Below are 19,370 nucleotides of genomic sequence, written 5' to 3'. Positions count from 1 at the left end.
TGACCATCTTCCGCTCCGCGAGTGTGACCGTCACCACACCCGCGCCGGAGATCAGGCGACCACGTCGATGGGATCGCCGATGTTCACCTGGTTGAAGTACCAGGCGGCGTTGTCCGGGCTCAGATTGATGCAGCCATGGCTGACGTTGGCGTAGCCCTGCGAATTCACCGACCACGGCGCCGAATGTACGTAGACGCCACTCGATGTCACGCGCACCGCGTACTGAGCGGTGATCAGGTAACCGTCCGAGGAGTTCAGCGGGATGCCGATGGTCCGCGAGTCCATCACGACGGAGCGCTCCTTGGACATGGCGTTGAAGTTGCCGATCGGCGTGGGGCGGCTCGGCTTACCCATCGAGGCCGGCATGGTGCGCAGCACCTCGCCGTTGCGGCTCACGGTGAAGGTGTGTGCGGAGATGCTTGCCACACCGAGCAATTCGTCGCCGGTCTCGAAGCCCTCCGTCAGCTCCTGCACCCCGACCGAGATGTGGCTGTGTGCGGGCCAGTACCGGTCTGGCACCCATTGCACGATGTTGCCATCCAGCCACTGGTAGTGGCCGGTGAGGTTGCCCGGTGAGCCGATGTGGATGGACCGCTCCGCGGCCCGGTGGTCGACCACCGGCGCGGTGAACGTCACCTCCACCGGAGCTCCCACCCCGACCACCGCACCGTTCGACGGAAAGATCGAGGCCACCCCTGGCACCGGGTGCGGTACCGGGACAGCGCCGGTCGCGGGACTGCCCGACCCGGCCGCGGCCATCGTCGCGCTCGCCGCCAGAACAAACAGATAACGAACCGCTCGACGCATGGCCTTCACCCTTCGGGACGGTGCGATAAACAAGACTCCTCATTCTAGTGGTTATCCGGCGGGCGGGGGCCATAGCAAACAATTCCGGCCGATTTCGGCATAGCCGATGCGCTGCGAACACCTCGGACTGGTCTGCCCGGTGTGGACGCGTTAGCCTCAGCGGGTCGCGGCCCACGGCCCCAGGAGGTGCGGGTGCTCTTCCGTCAGCTCGAGTACTTCGTCGCGGTCGCCCAGGAGCGTCATTTCGCCCGCGCCGCCGAAAAGTGTTACGTCTCGCAACCTGCGCTGTCGGCAGCCATTGCCAAGCTCGAACGGGAACTCAACGTCACGTTGATCAACCGCGGGCACAGCTTCGAAGGCCTGACGCCCGAGGGGGAGCGGTTGGTGGTATGGGCCAAGCGAATTCTGGCCGAGCACGACGCGTTCAAGGCGGAAGTGCATGCGGTGCAGTCCGGCATCACCGGGACGCTGCGGCTCGGCACCGTGCCGACCGCCTCGACGACGGCGTCGCTGGTGCTGTCCGCCTTTTGCTCGGCCCACCCCTTGGCAAAGGTGCAGATCAGTTCCCGGCTGGCTGCCACGGAGCTGTACCGGCGGTTGCACGAATTCGAGCTCGACGCCGTCATCGCGCACCCGGCGGACGCGAAAGACAGCCAGGATGTGGCACTCGTGCCGCTGTACGAGGAGCAGTACGTGCTGCTGTCGCGGTCGGACATGCTGCCGCCCGGCGCGGCCACCCTGCGCTGGCCGGACGCGGCGCAACTGCCGCTGGCACTGCTCACGCCGGACATGCGCGACCGGCAGGTCATCGACGCGGCCTTCGCCGACCATGACATCACCGTCCACCCGCAGGTCGAAACGGATTCCGTCGCTTCACTGTTCGCGCAGGTGGCGAACGGCAACTGGGCGACCATAGTGCCGCACACCTGGCTGTGGATGACGCCGACGCGGGGCGAGATCCGGGCCGTGGAACTCGTCGACCCGGCACCCAGAGCGCTGATCGGGTTGGCCACCAACGCATCCGGTCCCGGATCGCCGGTGGCCCGTGCGTTGGTCGCCTCGGCGCAGCACCTCGGCCTCGACGAATTCTTCGCCGCGCAGCTGCGCAGTCTCACCCACTAGGATCGCGCGGCGCTCTTGGGGTTCAGGCTGGCCAGATGCCCGCTCTCCACCCCGGCGGCGGGGTCGAGTTGACAGTCGATCAGGGCGGGTGCGCCGGACGCTAATGCCTCGGACAGGGCCGTCTGTAGCTCGGTCGGTGTCGTGACGTGGTATCCCTTGCCGCCGAACGCTTCCGCGAGCAGTTCGTGACGTGCCCCGGAGTTGAGCACCGTGGGCGCCGGATCGGTGCCGGGCACCGATTCGTCGCCGCGGTAGACGCCGCCGTTGTTGAGGATGACGACGGTGACCGGCAGCCGGTACCGGCAGATCGTTTCGATCTCCATGCCGCTGAAGCCGAATGCGCTGTCGCCCTCGATGGCGACCACGGGCCGGCCGCTCTCGACCGCCGCGGCGATGGCGTAGCCCATGCCGATACCCATCACGCCCCACGTTCCGGTGTCGAGTCGGTGGCGCGGCAACTCCATGTCGATGACATTGCGGGCCAGGTCCAGTGCGTTGGCTCCCTCGTTGACCACGTAGACATCCGGGTTGCGTTGCAGCACAGCTCGAATGGCGCCGAGCGCATTGTAGAACCGCATGGGGTGCGGGTCCTCGGCCAGCCGCTCGGCCATCTTGGCGTCGTTGCGGGCCTTCCGCTCGGCGAGTTCGGCGGTCCACGACTGTGACGCACTGATCGGGTGGGTGGCCAGACCGTCCTGCAGCGCCGACACCACCGATTCGATGTCACCCGCGAGCGGTGCCTCGATCGGCTGGTTGCTGTCGAACTCCGTGGCAGCGATGTCGATCTGGATGAACTTGCTGTCCGGCGCCCACTGCGGCGAATCGCCATGTCCGAGTAGCCAATTGAGGCGGGCGCCGACCAGCAGCACCACATCGGCGCGAGCGATTGCCAGCGACCGGGCGGCCGCGGCCGACTGTGGGTGCGAGTCCGGCAGCAGGCCCTTGGCCATCGACATCGGCAGATAGGGCAACCCGGTGCTCTCCACGAAGTCCCGAATCACCTTGTCGGCCTGCGCGTAAGCGGCGCCCTTGCCCAACACGATCAGCGGTCGTTGCGCGGCCGCGAGCAGGTCGAGTGCCCGCTCGACCGCGTCGGGCGCCGACAGCTGGCGGGGGGCGGGATCCACCACGCGCCACACCGAAGCGGCGCCGGCAGCCACGTCCATGGCCTGTCCGAGCACTTCGCCCGGGATGTCCAGATAGACACCTCCCGGCCGACCGGATAACGCCGTGCGGATCGCCCTGGCGACACCGCGTCCGATGTCCTCGACGCGTGCGATCCGGTAGGCCGCCTTGACGAATGGGCGCGCGGCGTTGAGCTGGTCGATGTCCTGGTAGTCACCGCGTTGCAGGTCGACCACCGCCCGCCCGCTGGATCCGGAGATCTGGATCATCGGAAAGCAGTTCGTGGTGGCATTCGCCAGGGCGGGAAGGCCGTTGAGGAAACCCGGACCCGAGGTCGTCAGGCACACGCCGGGGCGCCGGGTCAGGAATCCGGCCGCGGCCGCGGCATTGCCGGCGGAGCCCTCATGCCGGAAACCGAGATACCGGATCCCCGCGTCCTGTGCGGTGCGTGCCAGATCGGTGATGGGGATGCCGACAACGCCGTAGATGGTCTCCACGTCGTTGGCCTTCAGCGCATCCACCACCAGGTGGAAGCCGTCGGTCAGCGGTTCGGTCACGGGGCCGCCCCTCTCTTCGCTGTTCTCTCGGCACTCACTGTCGTCCGCTCTGGCGACCGTGTCCAAGACGGGTCCGCTATCCGTTGATTCACGCTGTTTATCGACTGTTAGGGGATCAGTATTGGACAGCGGTTATCGGCACCGGCAGGGTTCTCGGTAAGCCCGGACAAAGGAGCGTCTGATGACTTCCGTGCAGAATTCACGCGTGACCGATCTGATCGCGGCAGCGGCCACCGAGGCGCCGGACGCGCGTGCGCTGGTCGTCACCGCCGACCGCGTCCCGATCACTTACCGCGACCTGCTGCGCCTGGCCGACGATCTGGCAGCGCAACTCGGTGGTGCGGGCCTGGCGCCGGGGGACCGGGTCGCCTTGCGGGCGGGCAGTAACGCCGAGTTCGTCGTCGCGTTGCTGGCAGCGTTGCGCGCGGGCCTGATCGTGGTCCCGCTGGACCCGGCCCTGCCGGTTGCGGACCAACGCGCGCGTAGCGAAGCGGCCGGTGCCCGGGCGGTGCTGGTCGACGGCGAGGGTTCCGAGTGGTGGCCGGTTGCGGTGACGTCCGTGGACGGCGAGTGGACGGCCCAACTGAAAGCCTCGAGTGAACCGGGGCCGGTGACGGACTCCCCGGCGGGACTGCACGACGACGACGCGATGATCATGTTCACCGGTGGCACCACCGGACTGCCCAAGATGGTGCCCTGGACGCACGACAACATCGCCGGCTCGGTGCGGGCCATCGTCGCCGGCTATCAGCTGAGTCCGCGCGACGCCACGGTCGCGGTTATGCCGCTCTACCATGGCCACGGGCTGATCGCCGCCTTGATGTCCACTCTGGCATCCGGCGGCACGGTGTTGCTGCCCGCCCGGGGACGGTTCTCGGCGCACACTTTCTGGGACGACATCGACGCGGTGGGGGCGACCTGGTACACGGCCGTGCCGACCATTCATCAGATCCTGCTGGAGCGGGCTGCCGCCGCGCCGGCCGAAAGCCCCAGAGCGACATTGCGTTTCATCCGCAGTTGCAGTGCACCGCTGACGCCCGAGGTCGCTCGGGCGCTGCAGCGGGAGTTCTCCGCGCCCGTGCTGTGCGCCTTCGGGATGACTGAGGCCACCCACCAGGTGGCCAGCACCGGTATCGATCAGGAGGTCAACCCCGCCGTCTCCACCGGTCTGGTGGGTCGCTCCACCGGGCCGCATATCCGCATTGCGGGGAACGACGGGGCGCCCCTGGAGCCGGGTGCCGTCGGCGAAGTGTGGCTGCGTGGCGCCACCGTGGTGCGGGGTTACCTCGGGGACCCGAAGATCACCGAGGCGAACTTCACCAACGGCTGGTTGCGGACCGGCGATCTGGGGACGCTGTCGGAGGACGGCGACCTCAGCATCCGCGGGCGGATCAAGGAACTCATCAACCGTGGCGGGGAGAAGATTTCGCCGGAACGCGTCGAAGGAGTTCTGGCCACCCATCCGAATGTGTTGGAGGTGGCCGTGTTCGGGGTGCCGCATCCGATGTACGGCGAAGCCGTCGCGGCCGTTCTGGTGCCGCGGGGTTCCGCCCCGGGTGCCGAGGAGCTTACCGCATTCTGTCGGGATCGGTTGGCGCCGTTCGAGATTCCCGCGACCTTTCAGGTGGCCGATGAATTGCCGCACACCGCCAAAGGCTCCCTGGACCGGCGTGCGGTGTCGGCCCGGTTCGGCCGGCCGGAGTGACGTCGCCGACGATCACACCGTCGTCTTCACCCGGGCCGCGGCGGATTCGGGCATCGGTTCGTAGCGGGCGAACGACCGGGTGAACGACGCGGCCCCGTGGGCCAGCGAGCGCAGGTCGATGGCGTAGCGGGTCAATTCGACCTGCGGCACTTCGGCCTTCACCAGCGTGCGCTCATGGCCGGCGGTGTCGGTCCCCAGCACGCGGCCCCGGCGGCCGGACAGGTCACCCATCACCGCGCCGACGTAGTCGTCGGGAACCAGCACGGATATCTCGTCGATCGGCTCAAGCAGGATCACTTTCGTCGCCGCCGCGGCCTCGCGCAGCGCCAGGGAGCCGGCCATCTGGAATGCGAAGTCCGAGGAGTCGACGCTGTGTGCCTTGCCGTCGAGCAGGGTCACCCGGATGTCGACCATCGGATAGCCGGCGTGCACACCCTTTTCCATCTGCGCCCGGACGCCCTTCTCCACGCTGGGGATGAACTGGCGCGGCACCGCGCCGCCGACCACCTTGTCCACGAACTCGAAGCCGGTGCCCTCCGGCAGTGGTTCCACCTCGATGTCGCACACCGCATACTGGCCGTGGCCGCCGGACTGCTTGACGTGCCGGCCGTGCCCTTTCGCCTTGCCGCCCAGCGTCTCTCGCAGCGGCACCCGCAACTCGACGGTGTCCACGGTGACCCCATAGCGGCCGGCCAGGGCTTCGAGCACGACGCCGACGTGCGCCTCGCCCATGCACCAGAGCACCACCTGGTGTGTCTCCGGGTTCTGTTCGATGCGCAGGGTCGGATCCTCGGCGGCCAACCTCCCCAACCCGACCGAGAGCTTGTCCTCGTCGGTCTTGGCGTGCGCCTGGATGGCGACCGGCAACAGCGGTTCGGGCATCGTCCACGGCTTGAGCACCAGCGGTTCGGACTTGTCCGACAGCGTGTCCCCGGTTTCTGCCCGGCTCAGCTTGCCGATCGCGCAGATGTCGCCGGCCACCACGGCGGACGCGGGCCGTTGCTGTTTTCCCAGCGGGAACGACAGCACCCCGATGCGCTCGTCCTCGTCATGGTCGGGGTGACTGGCGCCATGCCCGTTAGAGACGCCGAAGAACGACGAGAAGTGGCCTGACACATGGACGGTCGCGTCCGGCTTGATGGTGCCGGAGAACACCCGGACCAGGCTGACCCGCCCGACATACGGGTCCGACGTCGTCTTGACCACCTCGGCGAGCAGTGGTGCGTCGACGTCGCAGGCCAATTCCTCGTGGGTGGCGCCCTGCGGTGTGAACACGTCCGGAAGCGGGTGTTCGCGCGGCGACGGGAAACCTCGGGTGGCGACCTCCAGCAGTTCGTGGGTGCCCACCCCGGTGCTGCTGCACACCGGGATCACCGGGAAGAACGACCCGCGGGCCACCGCCTTCTCCAGATCCTGGATCAGGACCGATTCGTCGATCGCCTCGCCGCCGAGGTAACGCTCCATGAGCGACTCGTCCTCGGACTCCTCGATGATGCCCTCGATCAGGCTGCCCCGGGCCTCTTCGATGCGGTCGGCTTCGGAGGTGTCGGGCGCCGACTCGGTGCGCTTACCGTCGGCATAGTTGTACTGAGTCTGCGACAGCAGCCCGATCAGGCCGACACCGGCCGGCAGGTACAACGGTAAGACCTTGTCGCCGAACGCGTTCTGCGCGGCATCGAGCGCCTCGGCATAGTTGGCGCGGGCATGGTCGAGCTTGGTGACGACCACCGCACGTGGCATCCCGACCTGGCTGCACTCCTGCCACAGCGATTTGGTGGGTTCGTCGACACCTTCGTTGGCCGCGATGACGAACAGGGCGCAATCGGCGGCGCGCAGACCGGCGCGCAGCTCACCGACGAAGTCGGCGTATCCGGGTGTGTCGACGAGGTTCACCTTGACGCCGGCGTGCGACAGCGACGCCACCGCGACGCCGACCGACCGTTGCTGGCGGATCTCGGCGTCGTCGAAGTCGCAGACCGTGCTGCCGTCGGTGACCGACCCCGGCCGGGACAACACGCCGCCCGCAACCAGCAGGGCCTCGATGAGGGTGGTCTTGCCGCCGCCGGAGGGCCCGACCAGCACGACGTTGCGGATACCGTCCGGCCCGGTTGCGGTGGGGGCCGTACCTGCGCCCGGGGAACCACTCACTCTGTCGGCCATGACAATCCTCCAGTTCTCCCGGGGTGCCGCCGACTCCCGTACGCGGCGTGATCCAGCCCACAGGACGCAAGGGCAACTTTTCTCTCAACGGCGGCCCAGCACAAGGGTCGGCCGCGCTCATATCACTGCCAGGTCAGGCGTGCCAGCCCGACCAGCGCGTCGCGGTGACGGCGATCACCGGGCCGTCCAGCGAAACGGATTGGTACTGCGGGTATTTCGCGCTCAGCAACCGGTAACCGGCGCGCAGCGCGTCGCCGTCGGCCGCGACGGTGGCAACGCCGTCCACCCGAATCCACCACAATTGCGTCCAATCCGGCGCATAGTGGTCGACCAGGAGGCTCACCGCCGGGTTGTGCTCGATGTTGGCCAGCCGGCGCAGTTGCTTGGTCTTCTTGGGTTTGGCATCGACCGCGGTATAGATGACGTCTCCGTCGACGGCGAAGACCACCGGCACCAGGTGCGGCGTGCCGTCGGGCCGCACGGTGGCCAGCCGCGCTACCGGCGATCCAGCGAACCAGGCCCGGGTGTCCACGCGACCAGCCTAGAACCGCCGCAAAGGCCGGTGATGTGAGTCACCACCGGCCTTTTGGATTAGGCCGTCGGCGGGTCCGTCGGCTTAGGCTGCATTTGACTCGATGCCCATTTGACCCGGACCCGATCCGGCATTTCGCCGAATTGGTGCCTGACCACCGTTTAAATGGGTATCTGGATTACGGTGGTTACGACAACGGAGCCGCCGCCCGGACCTTACGGCTGGGATAATTGACTATTCACCCGACGCAGGAGGTATACCGGATGAGCAAATCGCGCCACCGTTCATTCAGGTGGTCATGGCTGGTTGCCGTCATGGCCGTCGTGGGAATGGTCTCCGGGCTGGGTCTGGCAACTCCGCCGGTGACCGCGCACGCGGCGCCGTACAAGCAGTACCCGTCTGTTCCGCTGGACCCGTCGGCGCTGGTCGGCCAGGTGGGTCCCCAGGTGGTCAACATCAACACCAAGCTGGGCTACAACAACGCGGTGGGCGCCGGCACCGGCATCGTCATCGACCCCAACGGCGTCGTGCTGACCAACAACCACGTCATCTCGGGAGCCACCGACATCAGCGCCTTCAGCGTCGGCGACGGCCGCACCTACGGCGTCGACGTGGTCGGTTACGACCGCACCCAGGACGTCGCGGTGCTGCAGTTGCGCGGAGCGGGCGGCCTGCCCACCGCGTCCATCGGCGGCGGCGTCAGCGTCGGTGAGCCGGTCGTGGCGATGGGCAACACCGGCGGCCAGGGTGGCACGCCGCGCGCGGTGGCCGGCAAGGTACTGGCCGTCAACCAGACCGTCCAGGCATCGGACTCGCTGACCGGGGCTGCCGAGACGCTGAACGGACTGATCCAGTTCGACGGCGCGATCCAGCCCGGCGATTCCGGCGGACCGGTGGTCAACGGCGCGGGTCAGGTGGTCGGGATGAACACCGCGGCCACCGAGAACTTCCAGATGTCACAGGGCGGCCAGGGCTTCGCGATTCCGATCGGAACGGCGATCAGCATCGCCAACAACATCCGGTCCGGTGGCGGTTCGCCCACTGTGCACGTCGGCCCGACGGCCTTCCTCGGACTCGGCGTCGTTGACAACAACGGCAGCGGTGCGCGCGTCCAGCGGGTCGTCGCAAACGCTCCCGCCGCGGCCGCCGGGATCTCCAACGGCGACATCATCACCGCACTCGACGGGACGCCGATCAACTCGGCCACCGCGATGTCCGATGCGCTCAACGGGCACCACCCGGGCGACATGGTCTCCATCAGCTTCACCTCCAAAACCGGCGTCGCGCGCACCGAGAACGTCACCCTGGCGGAGGGCCCCCCGGCCTGATCGAGTCAATTCATTTGGCGCGGGCCGTGATTCACGCTGAGGTTCGGAGTCAGGTGGCTTCGGGTGATTCTTAACCAGGTGCGTCGGGTACCCGTGGCATCGTGGATTTGATGAATGACGCGATAAGCGCCTCAAGGCAGGATCCCGCACACCATCCAGCGGAGGGCAGCCACGTCGAAGGGGGTGTGGTCGAGCACCCGACCGCCGAGGACTTCGACAACGCGGCTGCCCTGCCCGCGGATCCGACCTGGTTCAAGCACGCCGTGTTCTACGAGGTGCTGGTCCGGGCGTTCTTCGACTCGAACGCCGACGGCTCCGGTGACCTGCGTGGACTCATCGACCGGCTGGACTATCTGCAGTGGCTGGGGGTGGACTGCCTCTGGCTGCCGCCGTTCTACGATTCGCCGCTGCGCGACGGCGGTTATGACATCCGCGACTTCTACAAGGTGCTGCCCGACTTCGGCACCGTGGAGGACTTCGTCGCGTTGATCGACGAGGCTCACGCCCGCGGCATCCGCGTGATCACCGACCTTGTGATGAATCACACTTCGGACTCGCATCCCTGGTTTCAGGAGTCGCGGCACGACCCCGATGGCCCGTACGGCGACTTCTATGTCTGGAGTGACACCAGCGAGAAGTACACCGACGCCCGGATCATCTTCATCGACACCGAGGAGTCGAACTGGACCTTCGACCCGGTGCGCAAGCAGTTCTACTGGCACCGGTTCTTCTCGCACCAACCGGACCTGAATTACGACAACCCGGCCGTGCAGGAAGCGATGATCGACGTGCTGCGGTTCTGGCTCGGGCTGGGCATCGACGGGTTCCGGCTGGACGCGGTGCCGTACCTGTTCGAGCGCGAGGGCACCAACTGCGAGAACCTGCCCGAGACGCACGCCTTCCTTAAGCGGGTGCGCAAGGTCGTCGATGACGAGTATCCCGGTCGGGTGCTACTGGCCGAGGCCAATCAGTGGCCGGCCGACGTCGTCGAGTACTTCGGTGACCCCACCACCGGCGGCGACGAATGCCACATGGCGTTCCACTTCCCGTTGATGCCGCGCATCTTCATGGCGGTGCGCCGGGAGTCCCGCTTCCCGATCTCGGAGATCCTGGCCCAGACGCCCGACATCCCCGACCTGGCCCAGTGGGGGATCTTCCTGCGCAACCACGACGAGCTGACGCTGGAGATGGTCAGCGACGAGGAACGCGACTACATGTACGCGGAGTACGCCAAGGATCCGCGGATGAAGGCCAACGTGGGGATCCGGCGCCGCCTGGCGCCGTTGCTGGACAACGACCGCAACCAGATGCAGCTGTTCACGGCGCTGTTGTTGTCCCTACCCGGCTCGCCGGTGCTGTATTACGGCGACGAGATCGGCATGGGCGACGTGATCTGGCTCGGCGACCGTGACGGTGTGCGGACTCCGATGCAGTGGACCCCGGACCGCAATGCCGGGTTCTCCACCGCGAACCCGGGACGGCTGTTCCTGCCGACCAACCAGGACTCGGTGTACGGCTACCAAGCGGTCAACGTGGAGGCGCAACGGGACACCTCGACCTCGCTGCTCAACTGGACCCGCACGATGCTCGCGGTGCGGCGCCGGCACGACGCCTTCGCCATCGGGTCATTTCACGAACTCGGCGGGTCCAATCCGTCCGTGCTGGCCTATGTGCGGGAAGTGCCGCGTGAGAACGCCGAGAACGACGTGGTGTTGTGCGTCAACAATCTGTCTCGGTTCCCTCAGCCGATCGAATTGAACCTGCAGCAGTGGAACAACTACACCCCAATCGAACTCACCGGACAGGTGGAATTCCCGCGGATCGGGCACCTGCCTTATCTGCTCACGCTCCCGGGACACGGTTTCTACTGGTTCCAGCTGTCCGCTTCCGAGGAGGACCGATGACCCGCCCGACGATGCCCGCAAACCTGCCGTGGGCGGACTGGCTTCCGCAGCAACGCTGGTATGCCGGCCGCAACAGGCAGCTGTCCTCCGCCGATGTGTCAGTGGTGGTGCCGTTACGGGAGAACCTGGACCTGGTGCTGGTCGACGTCGGTTATGCCGACGGTTTCACCGAGCGCTACCAGGTGATCGTGGGCTGGGACACCGAGCCGGTCACCGAATACAGCACCCTGGCGACCATCGGTTCGGTCGAAGACCACACCGCCTTCGACGCGTTGTACGACCCGTCGGCCGCCCAGTTCCTGCTCTCGCTGATCGACTCCGCGGCGGTACGGGGCGAATCCGCCAACCAGGTCAGGTTCGCCAAAGAGCCCGACGTGAAACTGCCGCTGGACGCCTACCCCCGGGTGTCCGACGCCGAGCAGAGCAACACCAGCGTGATCTTCGACCGGGCGCCGTGCGCCATCTTCAAGGTGTTCCGCCGCGTCAGCCCCGGCATCAATCCCGACATCGAGCTCAACCGGGTGCTGGGCCGGGCGGGCAATGTTCACGTGGCCAAGTTGTTCGGTGCCTACGAGCTGGGTTCGCCCGGCGATCCGGACGCGTCGTCGCCGCTGGGCATGGTCACCGCGTTCGCGGCCAACGCTGCCGAAGGCTGGGCAATGGCCACCGCGAGCGTGCGCGACCTGTTCGCCGAGGGCGACCTCTACGCCCATGAGGTCGGCGGAGACTTCGCGGGCGAGTCCTACCGGCTCGGCGAGGCGGTGGCTTCCGTGCACGCCACGCTGGCCGAGACGCTCGGGACATCGCAAACCACGTTCCCGCTGGACCATGTGCTGTCGCGGCTCAGCGCGGCCGTTGCCGCGGTGCCCGAACTCGAGCAGTATGCGGCGACGATCCAAGAGCGGTTCGCCAAGCTCGCCGACGAGCAGATCACCGTGCAACGCGTGCACGGCGATCTGCACCTGGGGCAGGTGCTGCGGACGCCGGAGAGCTGGGTGCTGATCGATTTCGAAGGCGAGCCGGGCCAGCCGCTGGCCGAACGGCGGGCGCCCGACTCACCGCTGCGTGACGTGGCGGGGGTGTTGCGGTCCTTCGAGTACGCGGCGTACGGGCCGTTGGTGGAGAACGCCGCCGACAAGCAGAAGGCGGCGCGGGCCCGTGAATGGGTCGAGCGCAATCGCACCGCGTTCTGTGATGGGTACGCGGCCGCGTCCGGAATCGATCCGCGTGATTCGGCGCTGCTGCTGGCGGCGTATGAGCTCGACAAGGCGGTGTACGAAACGGGCTACGAGGCGCGGCACCGGCCCACGTGGCTGCCGATACCGCTGCGGTCGATCGCCCGGCTGACGACGGCCTGACCCAAGCTCGGCCGCGCCGTCGGCTCCGGTCTCTGGGAGCATGCTCGTGTGCAGAAAGAGATGTACGACAGCGAAGCCAGACTTGCCTGGGTGCTGGCCGCGTTGGCCGGGGTGCTCGGGGCCACCGCGTTCACCCACTCCGAGGGGTATTTCGTCACGTTCATGACCGGCAACGCACAGCGTGCCGTGCTAGGCGTGTTCCGTGACGACGTGACGTTGTCGTTGAGTGCGGGCACGCTGCTGCTGTGTTTCGTGGCCGGCGTGATCGTCTCCTCGGTGTGCCGCCGCCGGTTCTGGGCGGAACACCCGCACGGGCCCACCGTGCTGACCACGTTCTGTCTGGTGTTCGCCACCGGCCTGGACATCGTGCTGGGCGGGTGGGAGCAAACCCTGCTGGATTTCGTGCCGATCATGTTCGTGGTCTTCGGGATCGGTGCGCTGAACACTTCCTTCGTGAAAGACGGTGAAGTGTCGGTGCCGCTGAGTTATGTGACCGGCACGCTGGTCAAGATGGGCCAGGGCATCGAGCGCCACATGGCCGGCGGGAAAATCGAGGACTGGTTCGGCTATTTCATGATGCTCGCGACGTTCATGCTGGGCGCCGCGATCGGGGGCGCGATCAGTTTGGTGGTCAGCGGCACCCAGATGCTCGGTGTCGCCGCGTTCGTCTGTGCGGTGACGACCTGTTACACCTACCTGCACGCCGATCGGCGCGGGTTGCTGGATTAGCTGCGCTGCTACCTTCCAAAAAGGAACATCGGCAGCAGCGCTGGCCGTTGCGCTGCTGCCGATGTGGTCTCTGGGACTTCGGTGATCAGGTTCCCGCGGCCGGAGGGGTGGCCGGTGCCGGCGCGGGCGCCGGCGCGGCGTTGACCGCGTTGATCACTTGCAGCATGTCGGGCTTCATCGCCATCAGCTGCTGGTTCCAGTAGTTCCAGGAGTGGGTGCCGTTACCCGGGAACTGGAACACCCCGTTGCGACCGCCGTTGGCCGCGTAGGTCTGCTGGAACTGCTGGTTGGTGCGCAGCGTCAGGCCCTCGAGGAACTTCGCCGGCATGTTGTCGCCGCCGAGGTCGCTGGGGGTGCCGTTGCCGCAGTAGACCCAGATCCGGGTGTTGTTGGCGACCAACCGCGGGATCTGCATCATCGGGTCGTTGCGCTTCCACGCCGGGTCGCTGGACGGGCCCCACATGCTGTTGGCGTTGTAGCCGCCGGCGTCGTTCATCGCCAGCCCGATGAGCGTCGGCCACCAGCCCTCCGACGGGTTGAGGAAGCCCGACAGGGACGCGGCGTAGGGGAACATCTGCGGGTAGTACGCGGCCATCACCAGGGCAGAGCCACCCGACATCGAAAGTCCCACAACGGAGTTGCCGACCGGCGAGGTGCCCTTGTTGGCCTGCAGCCAGGCGGGCATCTCCCGGGTCAGGAACGTCTCCCACTTATAGGTGTAGTTCTGGCCGTTGCCCTGCGACGGCTGATACCAGTCGCTGTAGAAGCTGGACTGACCGCCGACCGGCATGATCACCGAAAGGCCGGAGTTGTAGAACTCCTCGAACGCGGGCGTGTTGATGTCCCAGCCGCTGTAGTCGTCCTGGGCGCGCAGGCCGTCCAGCAGGTAGACCGAATGCGCTCCGCCACCCTGGAATTGAACCCGGATGTTCCGGCCCATCGCCTGCGACGGGATCTGCAGGTACTCGACCGGCAGGCCTGGCCGGGAGAACGCGCCCGCGGTGGCCGACCCGCCGACCGCGCTGACGAGACCGGTCAGCAGCGCGGCGCCCATAACCGCGAATGCCAACCTGCGAGGCATGGTTGTCGCTGCGCCACACAGCTTTTCAACGAACTTCATCGTTTTACCCATCCCACTTTCATCTGCCGCTCGTGCGGTGGAATCTGTTCTTGGGCGAGTGAAACACAGTCGGCGGAGCCGGAAAGCCCGTCGCGGCCGTAGAATTTTGTCGCGGTCTGCTAACGATTGGGCTTCGGCCCCGAGACCCGTCGTCGTGGTCACTATCGGGTAACGATAAGCCCCCGAAAAGGCATCGCTGTCTTCCCGTCCGGCAACGAATGCACTAGGCGACGAGCCGACGCAAAAACGTTGACGCCGTGATGATCCCGACAATCGGCGCCAGCACCAGCACAACGACGTCCGCAAGGTGGAACGGGGTGCCGATCAACAGCGCGCGCAGCACGTCGACCTCGTAACTGAGCGGGTTGACCTTACTCAGTGCGCGCAACCAGCCGGGCATCACATCAACCGGATACAGCGCGTTGGACGCGAAGAACAACGGCATGGTGATGGCCTGGCCGATGCCCATCAATCGATCGCGGTTGCGCACCAGGCCGGCCAAAGTCATTGACAGGCAGGCGAAGAACGCGGCACCGAGCATGACGGCGGCCATCGCGCCCAGAATCCGCAGCGGATTGACCGTCAGTCCGATGCCCATCACGTAGGCCAGTGCGAGCACGCCGACGACCTGCGCCACCGACCGCACACCGGCCGCGAACGACTTGCCGGTGATCAGCGCCGACGCCGGCGCGGGTGTCACCATCAACTTCGCCAGGACACCGGAATCGCGGTCCCAGATGATCTGGATGCCATAGAAAATCGAGATGAACAGCGCCGACTGGGCGATGATCCCCGGTGCCAGAAAGGCCTGATAGGACACGTTGCCGGTGTCGATGACATGCAGGTGGCTGAACGTGGTGCCGAAGATCAGCAGCCACAGCGCGGGCTGCACCATCCGCATCACCAGCTCGGTCCGGTCATGCCGCAACTTCTGCAGTTCCACGATCGCGAACGCGCCGACGCGGCTCAATGTTGCTCTGGCTCTGTCCAATCCGTGCGGAGCGCGGACCAGATCGACGGTATGCGGGTGGGTGTGATCAACCGACACGGCGAGCAACCCTTCTGGCGGACCGGATTTGACGGATGTCGGCGGCGTCGTCGGTGAGGCCGGTTGCCGAGTAATGGCGGAAGACATCTTCGAGGGTGGCCTCCGGCGACACGGTCGCCTTCAACTCCTCGGGGGTTCCCACCGCCTGCAGCGCACCGTGATGCATCAGCGCGACCCGGTCGCACAGCGCGTCCGCCTCTTCCATGTAATGGGTGGTCAGCAGGACGGTCATGCCGAACTGCTCCTGCATCTTGCGGACCTGCGTCCACACGCCGTCGCGCGCGATCGGGTCCAGGCCTACGGTCGGTTCGTCCAGCACCAGCAGCGAGGGCCGGTTGACCAGGGCCTGGGCCACCTCGAGCCGCCGCACCATACCCCCGGAGTAGCTCGATGCCAGCTTGTCGGCGACATCGAGCAGATCCATTGCCGCCAGTGCCTGTTCAACGCGCTGGGTGCGCTCCGCGCGCGGGACGCCGTACAGCCGGGCGAACCATGTCACGTTCTGCCGGCCGGTCAACGCCGTCTCAATCGAAAGTTGTTGCGGCACATAGCCGATGTTGCTGCGGATGTCGATCGTCTGGCTCCGCGCGTCCAGCCCGAAGACCCGCAGTTCGCCGTGCTGGACCGGTGCCAGTGTGGTCAGCACCCGCACTACTGTGGTCTTGCCTGCGCCGTTGGGGCCCAACAGGCCCATCGTCTCGCCAGGGTGCACCGTGAAAGTCACATCGTCGACGGCCGTGTGCTGGCCGTAACGGTAGGTCAGGTGCCGGCAGTCAATCGCCTCGGTCATGTGCATCGCTCCTGCAGCTTCCTGGTCATCTCCTCGAGCACCTCCAGCCCCTTGGCCAATACCCCGATCTGGTGGTCGTCAAGCTCGTCGAGCAGGTCGTGGAGGACCACCCGGCGGGTGGCCGCAGTCGCGTCCATCACCTGCTGCGCCGATTCGGTCAGCCGCAACCGGCTCACCCGCCGATCCGCCGTGTCCGCGGTCCGTTCCAGCAGTCCCGCGCAGGACAGCTTGGACACCAGGGTGGAGGCGGTGTTGGGCACCAGGCCCAACTCGGCGGCTGCGACGCTCACCGACACTCCTGGGCGCCGCGAGACCAGACGCAACAGCTCGGCCTGCGATTCGGAGAGCTGGCCGGACGGGTACCCGGTGCCGGCGGCTCGCCGCAGTTGACGGCGGAACCTGCCCAGGATCCGCGGCACGTCAGCGGCCAGATCGGTTTTCGCGGTGTTCGTAGTCACTTCAGCCCATAATAGCTCTGTAGGCGAGCTATTTATTCCTGCGCATCGCCTGCCGCAAGGCCGATGCCGAGTTGTAGCCGACCATCCGGGCGGTCTGCTCCAGGCTCAGGGAGGTCGTCCGACGCAGGTGGCGGGCCTGTTCGACCCGGATGCGTTGCAGGAGCGCGTACGGGGAGACGCCCAGGTTCTGGCGAACCCGTCGCTCCAGCGTGCGACGGGTGATGCCCAGTTCGAGGGCGGCGGACGCGATATCGACGTTGCCGGCGAGGTTGTTGCGGACCCACGCCTCGAAGTCGACGACCAGTCGGTCGGTGGTCGCCAGATACGCTTGTGCGGCTCCGGCACTGGGTGCCGGGCGACGGTCGAAAAGCAGAATCGCGGCCGTCGCATCGGCCAGCTGGGGGCTGATGCCCGCGACGATGTGCATCGCGAGATCGATGTGCGCAAATGCGGCGCCCGCTGTAGTCACCGAACCGTCGGCGACCACCATGCGTGACATGTCCAGCCTGACCCGGGGGAAGCGGCGCGCAAACTCGTCGGCGAGCCACCAACTCGTCGTCGCCCGGCGCTCGTCGAGGACACCGGCGTCGGCAAGCACGAACGTCCCTGTACACGCCGCGGCGACCGGACGGCCGGACCGTGCCCAGTCGCGGACCAAGGCACGCGCTGCCCGGACTTCGTCGCGCATCAGGGCATCGACGACGCCCGCCGGCGTATTCATTGTGAGCGCAGGCACCACCAGCAGATCCAGCCCGCTCATCGCCTCATCGTCGATGGTGAGGTCCACCGGAACCACGAGACCGCCGGCGGTAGACGCTGGCGCGCGATCGATTCCGACGGTCGCGAGCCTGATCTCGGCGATCTCGGTATCCACCTGTTGCCGCGCGGTGTTCGCGCCGCGGATGACATCGGTGATGGTGACCAGTCCACTGGCCCAGCAGCCGGACAGAGCCATCACGCCGATAAACATGTCGCAAATGCTATGCGAGGTGTCGCAATCGTGGCTACCGTGTCGCTTAGCGTCGGACGCATGACCTTTCCGGAGAACCACGCGGTGATCGGCCGCGAATCACGCCACTATGAGCGACTTGGATTGAGCAGCAACAAGATTCAATCATGGGAGGACGGGTGGCGGACCGGCGCCGCGGTCGGCACCTTCGAATGGTGGTACTTCGACGCCCACCTGGATGACGGGTCGACGGTGACGGTGGAGATGCATACCAAGCCGCCCTTCGTCTCTCCCAAAGCCCCGCTGACGCCCTTCGTTCTGTTCACCATCACAACTGCCGACGGGGGACGGACGGACCGTGCCATGACCGCCGACGCCGATTCGTTCGCGGCGTCGGTGACCGACTGCGATGTCCGGATTGGCGCGAACACCTTCTGCCGCACCACCGACGGCTACCAGATCCATATCGAAATAGAGGACATACGAGCCGATTTCACGCTGTGTCCGAAAGTGCCGCCGTGGCGGCCGGCAAGTGGCCACGTCTTCTTCGGCGCCCGGGAGCAGCACTACATCGCCTGGTTGCCGATGGCGGCCCGGGGTGACGTGCGGGCGGCGATCAGCGTAGCCGGGCAGCTGCGTGAACTCACCGGCACCGGGTACCACGATCACAACTGGGGCAACGTGGCTCCGCGCAAAGTCCTCGATCACTGGTATTGGGGACGGGCCCGGGTCGGTGAATACACGGTGGTGTCACTGATGTTCGTCAGCCACCGTGACTACGACAACGCGCCGCTACCGGCGGTGATGGTGGCGCTGGGTGACGAGATCATCGCCTCGGCGGTCGGCGCCGACGCGATCGGCTTCACCGCAGCCGATGTCACGACTCATGCTGGGACCGGTATCCCCGTCGCCCACCGGCTCGAGTACTCCGTGGCGGCCGGTGCCCACGCCTTCCGGGTGACGTTCCGCCAGCGGCAGGAGGTGTCCACGCTCAACTTCGGTCCCGCGGGTGCGTACCTCCGCTTCCGGGGTGAGGTGACGGTCGAGCACAATCACGACGGCGTCGTGGACACCGCGAGCGACACGGCGCTGTGGGAACTGTTGTATTTCGGGGAACGAGCGGCGGCACCCGAGGTGCGTCCGGTGGGCGGGGCCGGGATGCTGATCGGGCATCAAGCCTGAACCGCTACAGCCGGCGCAACGTCACGTCCATGGCCGCGCGCTCGATCGTTGCGGTCATGTAGGTACAGTGCGGCTGCCTGCGGCGATCCGTCGGCGAACCCGGATTCAGCAGCCGCAGTCCGGTCGGTGTCGTGGTGTCCCACGGGATGTGGCTGTGGCCGAACACCAGCACGTCGGTGTCGGGATACAGCCGAGACATCCGCGCGTCGCGGCCCGCTGCGCCGCCCGTCTCGTGCACCACCGTGAAGCGCAGCCCGGCCAGGTCCGCGTCCGCGCGTTCGGGCAGCCGAGCGCGCAATTCGTCACCGTCGTTATTGCCCCAGCACGCGATCAATCGGCTGCACCGCGCCTCGAGCCTGTCCAGCAGGTCCGGCGTCACCCAGTCACCGGCGTGGATGACGACGTCAGCCGTGGCGACCTCGTCCCAGACCCGCGCGGGCAGGTCTTTGGCGCGTTTCGGGACGTGGGTGTCGGTGATCAGAAGGAGCCGCATAAG

Annotated in this window: 17 protein-coding genes; 7 read left to right on the top strand and 10 right to left on the bottom strand. The window is 66.8% G+C overall.

Going from position 1 to position 19,370, the window contains the following annotated elements; genetic code table 11:
• Positions 1-51: 51 nt before the first annotated feature.
• A complete protein-coding gene (locus ACNQS7_RS18345; protein WP_418013636.1) occupies positions 52-807 on the bottom strand; it encodes a L,D-transpeptidase in 756 nt (251 codons plus the stop codon).
• Between the two features lie 192 nt (positions 808-999).
• Here ACNQS7_RS18345 and ACNQS7_RS18340 point away from each other — a divergent pair, with 192 nt between their 5' ends.
• Positions 1,000-1,929: a LysR family transcriptional regulator gene (locus tag ACNQS7_RS18340; RefSeq protein WP_310778439.1), complete on the top strand. Its 930-nt coding sequence runs from the start codon at positions 1,000-1,002 to the stop codon at positions 1,927-1,929.
• On the opposite strand, the gene oxc is transcribed toward ACNQS7_RS18340, so the two are convergent.
• A complete protein-coding gene (oxc, locus tag ACNQS7_RS18335) occupies positions 1,926-3,611 on the bottom strand; it encodes an oxalyl-CoA decarboxylase (RefSeq protein WP_418013635.1) in 1,686 nt (561 codons plus the stop codon). The two genes, ACNQS7_RS18340 and oxc, sit on opposite strands and share 4 nt — an antisense overlap.
• Positions 3,612-3,792: 181 nt before the next feature.
• Here oxc and ACNQS7_RS18330 point away from each other — a divergent pair, with 181 nt between their 5' ends.
• Positions 3,793-5,316 carry a FadD7 family fatty acid--CoA ligase gene (locus tag ACNQS7_RS18330; protein ID WP_418013634.1) on the top strand — a complete coding sequence of 508 codons (1,524 nt, stop codon included), beginning with the start codon at positions 3,793-3,795 and terminating at the stop codon, positions 5,314-5,316.
• A gap of 12 nt (positions 5,317-5,328) precedes the next feature.
• Here the strand turns inward: ACNQS7_RS18330 and ACNQS7_RS18325 are convergent, their stop codons facing one another.
• Together ACNQS7_RS18325 and ACNQS7_RS18320 are read right to left on the bottom strand one after the other, a co-directional pair.
• Positions 5,329-7,476, bottom strand: coding sequence for an elongation factor G-like protein EF-G2 (locus tag ACNQS7_RS18325; protein ID WP_418013633.1), 2,148 nt, complete (start codon positions 7,474-7,476; stop codon positions 5,329-5,331).
• A gap of 133 nt (positions 7,477-7,609) precedes the next feature.
• A complete protein-coding gene (locus tag ACNQS7_RS18320; protein WP_418013632.1) occupies positions 7,610-8,008 on the bottom strand; it encodes a TIGR03668 family PPOX class F420-dependent oxidoreductase in 399 nt (132 codons plus the stop codon).
• Between the two features lie 263 nt (positions 8,009-8,271).
• Between ACNQS7_RS18320 and ACNQS7_RS18315 the strand changes: the two genes are divergently transcribed.
• The 4 genes from ACNQS7_RS18315 (at position 8,272) to ACNQS7_RS18300 (ending at position 13,327) form a co-directional block, all read left to right on the top strand.
• A complete protein-coding gene (locus tag ACNQS7_RS18315; protein WP_055576046.1) occupies positions 8,272-9,336 on the top strand; it encodes a S1C family serine protease in 1,065 nt (354 codons plus the stop codon).
• 110 nt (positions 9,337-9,446) lie between these two features.
• Positions 9,447-11,240: a maltose alpha-D-glucosyltransferase gene (gene treS, locus ACNQS7_RS18310; RefSeq protein WP_418013631.1), complete on the top strand. Its 1,794-nt coding sequence runs from the start codon at positions 9,447-9,449 to the stop codon at positions 11,238-11,240.
• Positions 11,237-12,598, top strand: a complete 1,362-nt coding sequence (locus tag ACNQS7_RS18305; protein ID WP_418013630.1) for a maltokinase N-terminal cap-like domain-containing protein — start codon at positions 11,237-11,239, stop codon at positions 12,596-12,598. The genes treS and ACNQS7_RS18305 overlap by 4 nt, the downstream gene beginning before the upstream one ends.
• A gap of 48 nt (positions 12,599-12,646) precedes the next feature.
• Complete coding sequence (locus ACNQS7_RS18300; protein ID WP_310778461.1) at positions 12,647-13,327, top strand: YoaK family protein; 681 nt, start codon at positions 12,647-12,649, stop codon at positions 13,325-13,327.
• An 85-nt stretch (positions 13,328-13,412) separates the two neighbouring features.
• On the opposite strand, the gene ag85C is transcribed toward ACNQS7_RS18300, so the two are convergent.
• The 5 genes from ag85C to ACNQS7_RS18275 all read right to left on the bottom strand — a co-directional run bounded on the left by ag85C (position 13,413) and on the right by ACNQS7_RS18275 (position 17,713).
• Positions 13,413-14,447, bottom strand: a complete 1,035-nt coding sequence (ag85C, locus tag ACNQS7_RS18295) for a diacylglycerol acyltransferase/mycolyltransferase Ag85C (RefSeq protein WP_418013629.1) — start codon at positions 14,445-14,447, stop codon at positions 13,413-13,415.
• Positions 14,448-14,670: 223 nt separating this feature from the next.
• Positions 14,671-15,495, bottom strand: coding sequence for an ABC transporter permease (locus ACNQS7_RS18290; RefSeq protein WP_418013628.1), 825 nt, complete (start codon positions 15,493-15,495; stop codon positions 14,671-14,673).
• Positions 15,485-16,291, bottom strand: a complete 807-nt coding sequence (locus ACNQS7_RS18285) for an ATP-binding cassette domain-containing protein (protein ID WP_156452251.1) — start codon at positions 16,289-16,291, stop codon at positions 15,485-15,487. The genes ACNQS7_RS18290 and ACNQS7_RS18285 overlap by 11 nt, the downstream gene beginning before the upstream one ends.
• Positions 16,282-16,743: a MarR family winged helix-turn-helix transcriptional regulator gene (locus ACNQS7_RS18280; protein WP_418013627.1), complete on the bottom strand. Its 462-nt coding sequence runs from the start codon at positions 16,741-16,743 to the stop codon at positions 16,282-16,284. The genes ACNQS7_RS18285 and ACNQS7_RS18280 overlap by 10 nt, the downstream gene beginning before the upstream one ends.
• 28 nt (positions 16,744-16,771) lie before the next feature.
• Positions 16,772-17,713, bottom strand: a complete 942-nt coding sequence (locus ACNQS7_RS18275; protein ID WP_418013626.1) for a GlxA family transcriptional regulator — start codon at positions 17,711-17,713, stop codon at positions 16,772-16,774.
• Between the two features lie 60 nt (positions 17,714-17,773).
• Between ACNQS7_RS18275 and ACNQS7_RS18270 the strand changes: the two genes are divergently transcribed.
• A complete protein-coding gene (locus tag ACNQS7_RS18270; RefSeq protein WP_418013625.1) occupies positions 17,774-18,874 on the top strand; it encodes a lipocalin-like domain-containing protein in 1,101 nt (366 codons plus the stop codon).
• A gap of 4 nt (positions 18,875-18,878) precedes the next feature.
• Here ACNQS7_RS18270 and ACNQS7_RS18265 read toward each other — a convergent pair whose 3' ends face one another.
• Positions 18,879-19,367, bottom strand: coding sequence for a metallophosphoesterase family protein (locus tag ACNQS7_RS18265; RefSeq protein WP_418013624.1), 489 nt, complete (start codon positions 19,365-19,367; stop codon positions 18,879-18,881).
• Between the last annotated feature and the right edge of the window lie 3 nt (positions 19,368-19,370).

Origin of the sequence: Mycobacterium sp. 23 (assembly GCF_048287075.1) — a bacterium.
GTDB lineage: Bacteria > Actinomycetota > Actinomycetes > Mycobacteriales > Mycobacteriaceae > Mycobacterium > Mycobacterium gordonae_B.
The sequence above is the reverse complement of the archived record's forward strand: the minus strand, read 5'-3'. Positions and strand labels throughout refer to the sequence as shown.

Bases quoted from the DNA above. Each gene is read 5' to 3' on its own strand.
- ACNQS7_RS18345 (WP_418013636.1), bottom strand. From the start codon at position 807: ATGCGTCGAGCGGTTCGTTATCTGTTTGTTCTGGCGGCGAGCGCGACG.
- ACNQS7_RS18330 (WP_418013634.1), top strand. From the start codon at position 3,793: ATGACTTCCGTGCAGAATTCACGCGTGACCGATCTGATCGCGGCAGCG.
- ACNQS7_RS18325 (WP_418013633.1), bottom strand. From the start codon at position 7,476: ATGGCCGACAGAGTGAGTGGTTCCCCGGGCGCAGGTACGGCCCCCACC.
- ACNQS7_RS18315 (WP_055576046.1), top strand. From the start codon at position 8,272: ATGAGCAAATCGCGCCACCGTTCATTCAGGTGGTCATGGCTGGTTGCC.
- treS (WP_418013631.1), top strand. From the start codon at position 9,447: ATGAATGACGCGATAAGCGCCTCAAGGCAGGATCCCGCACACCATCCA.
- ACNQS7_RS18305 (WP_418013630.1), top strand. From the start codon at position 11,237: ATGACCCGCCCGACGATGCCCGCAAACCTGCCGTGGGCGGACTGGCTT.
- ag85C (WP_418013629.1), bottom strand. From the start codon at position 14,447: ATGAAGTTCGTTGAAAAGCTGTGTGGCGCAGCGACAACCATGCCTCGC.
- ACNQS7_RS18285 (WP_156452251.1), bottom strand. From the start codon at position 16,291: ATGCACATGACCGAGGCGATTGACTGCCGGCACCTGACCTACCGTTAC.
- ACNQS7_RS18275 (WP_418013626.1), bottom strand. From the start codon at position 17,713: ATGTTTATCGGCGTGATGGCTCTGTCCGGCTGCTGGGCCAGTGGACTG.
- ACNQS7_RS18270 (WP_418013625.1), top strand. From the start codon at position 17,774: ATGACCTTTCCGGAGAACCACGCGGTGATCGGCCGCGAATCACGCCAC.
- ACNQS7_RS18265 (WP_418013624.1), bottom strand. From the start codon at position 19,367: ATGCGGCTCCTTCTGATCACCGACACCCACGTCCCGAAACGCGCCAAA.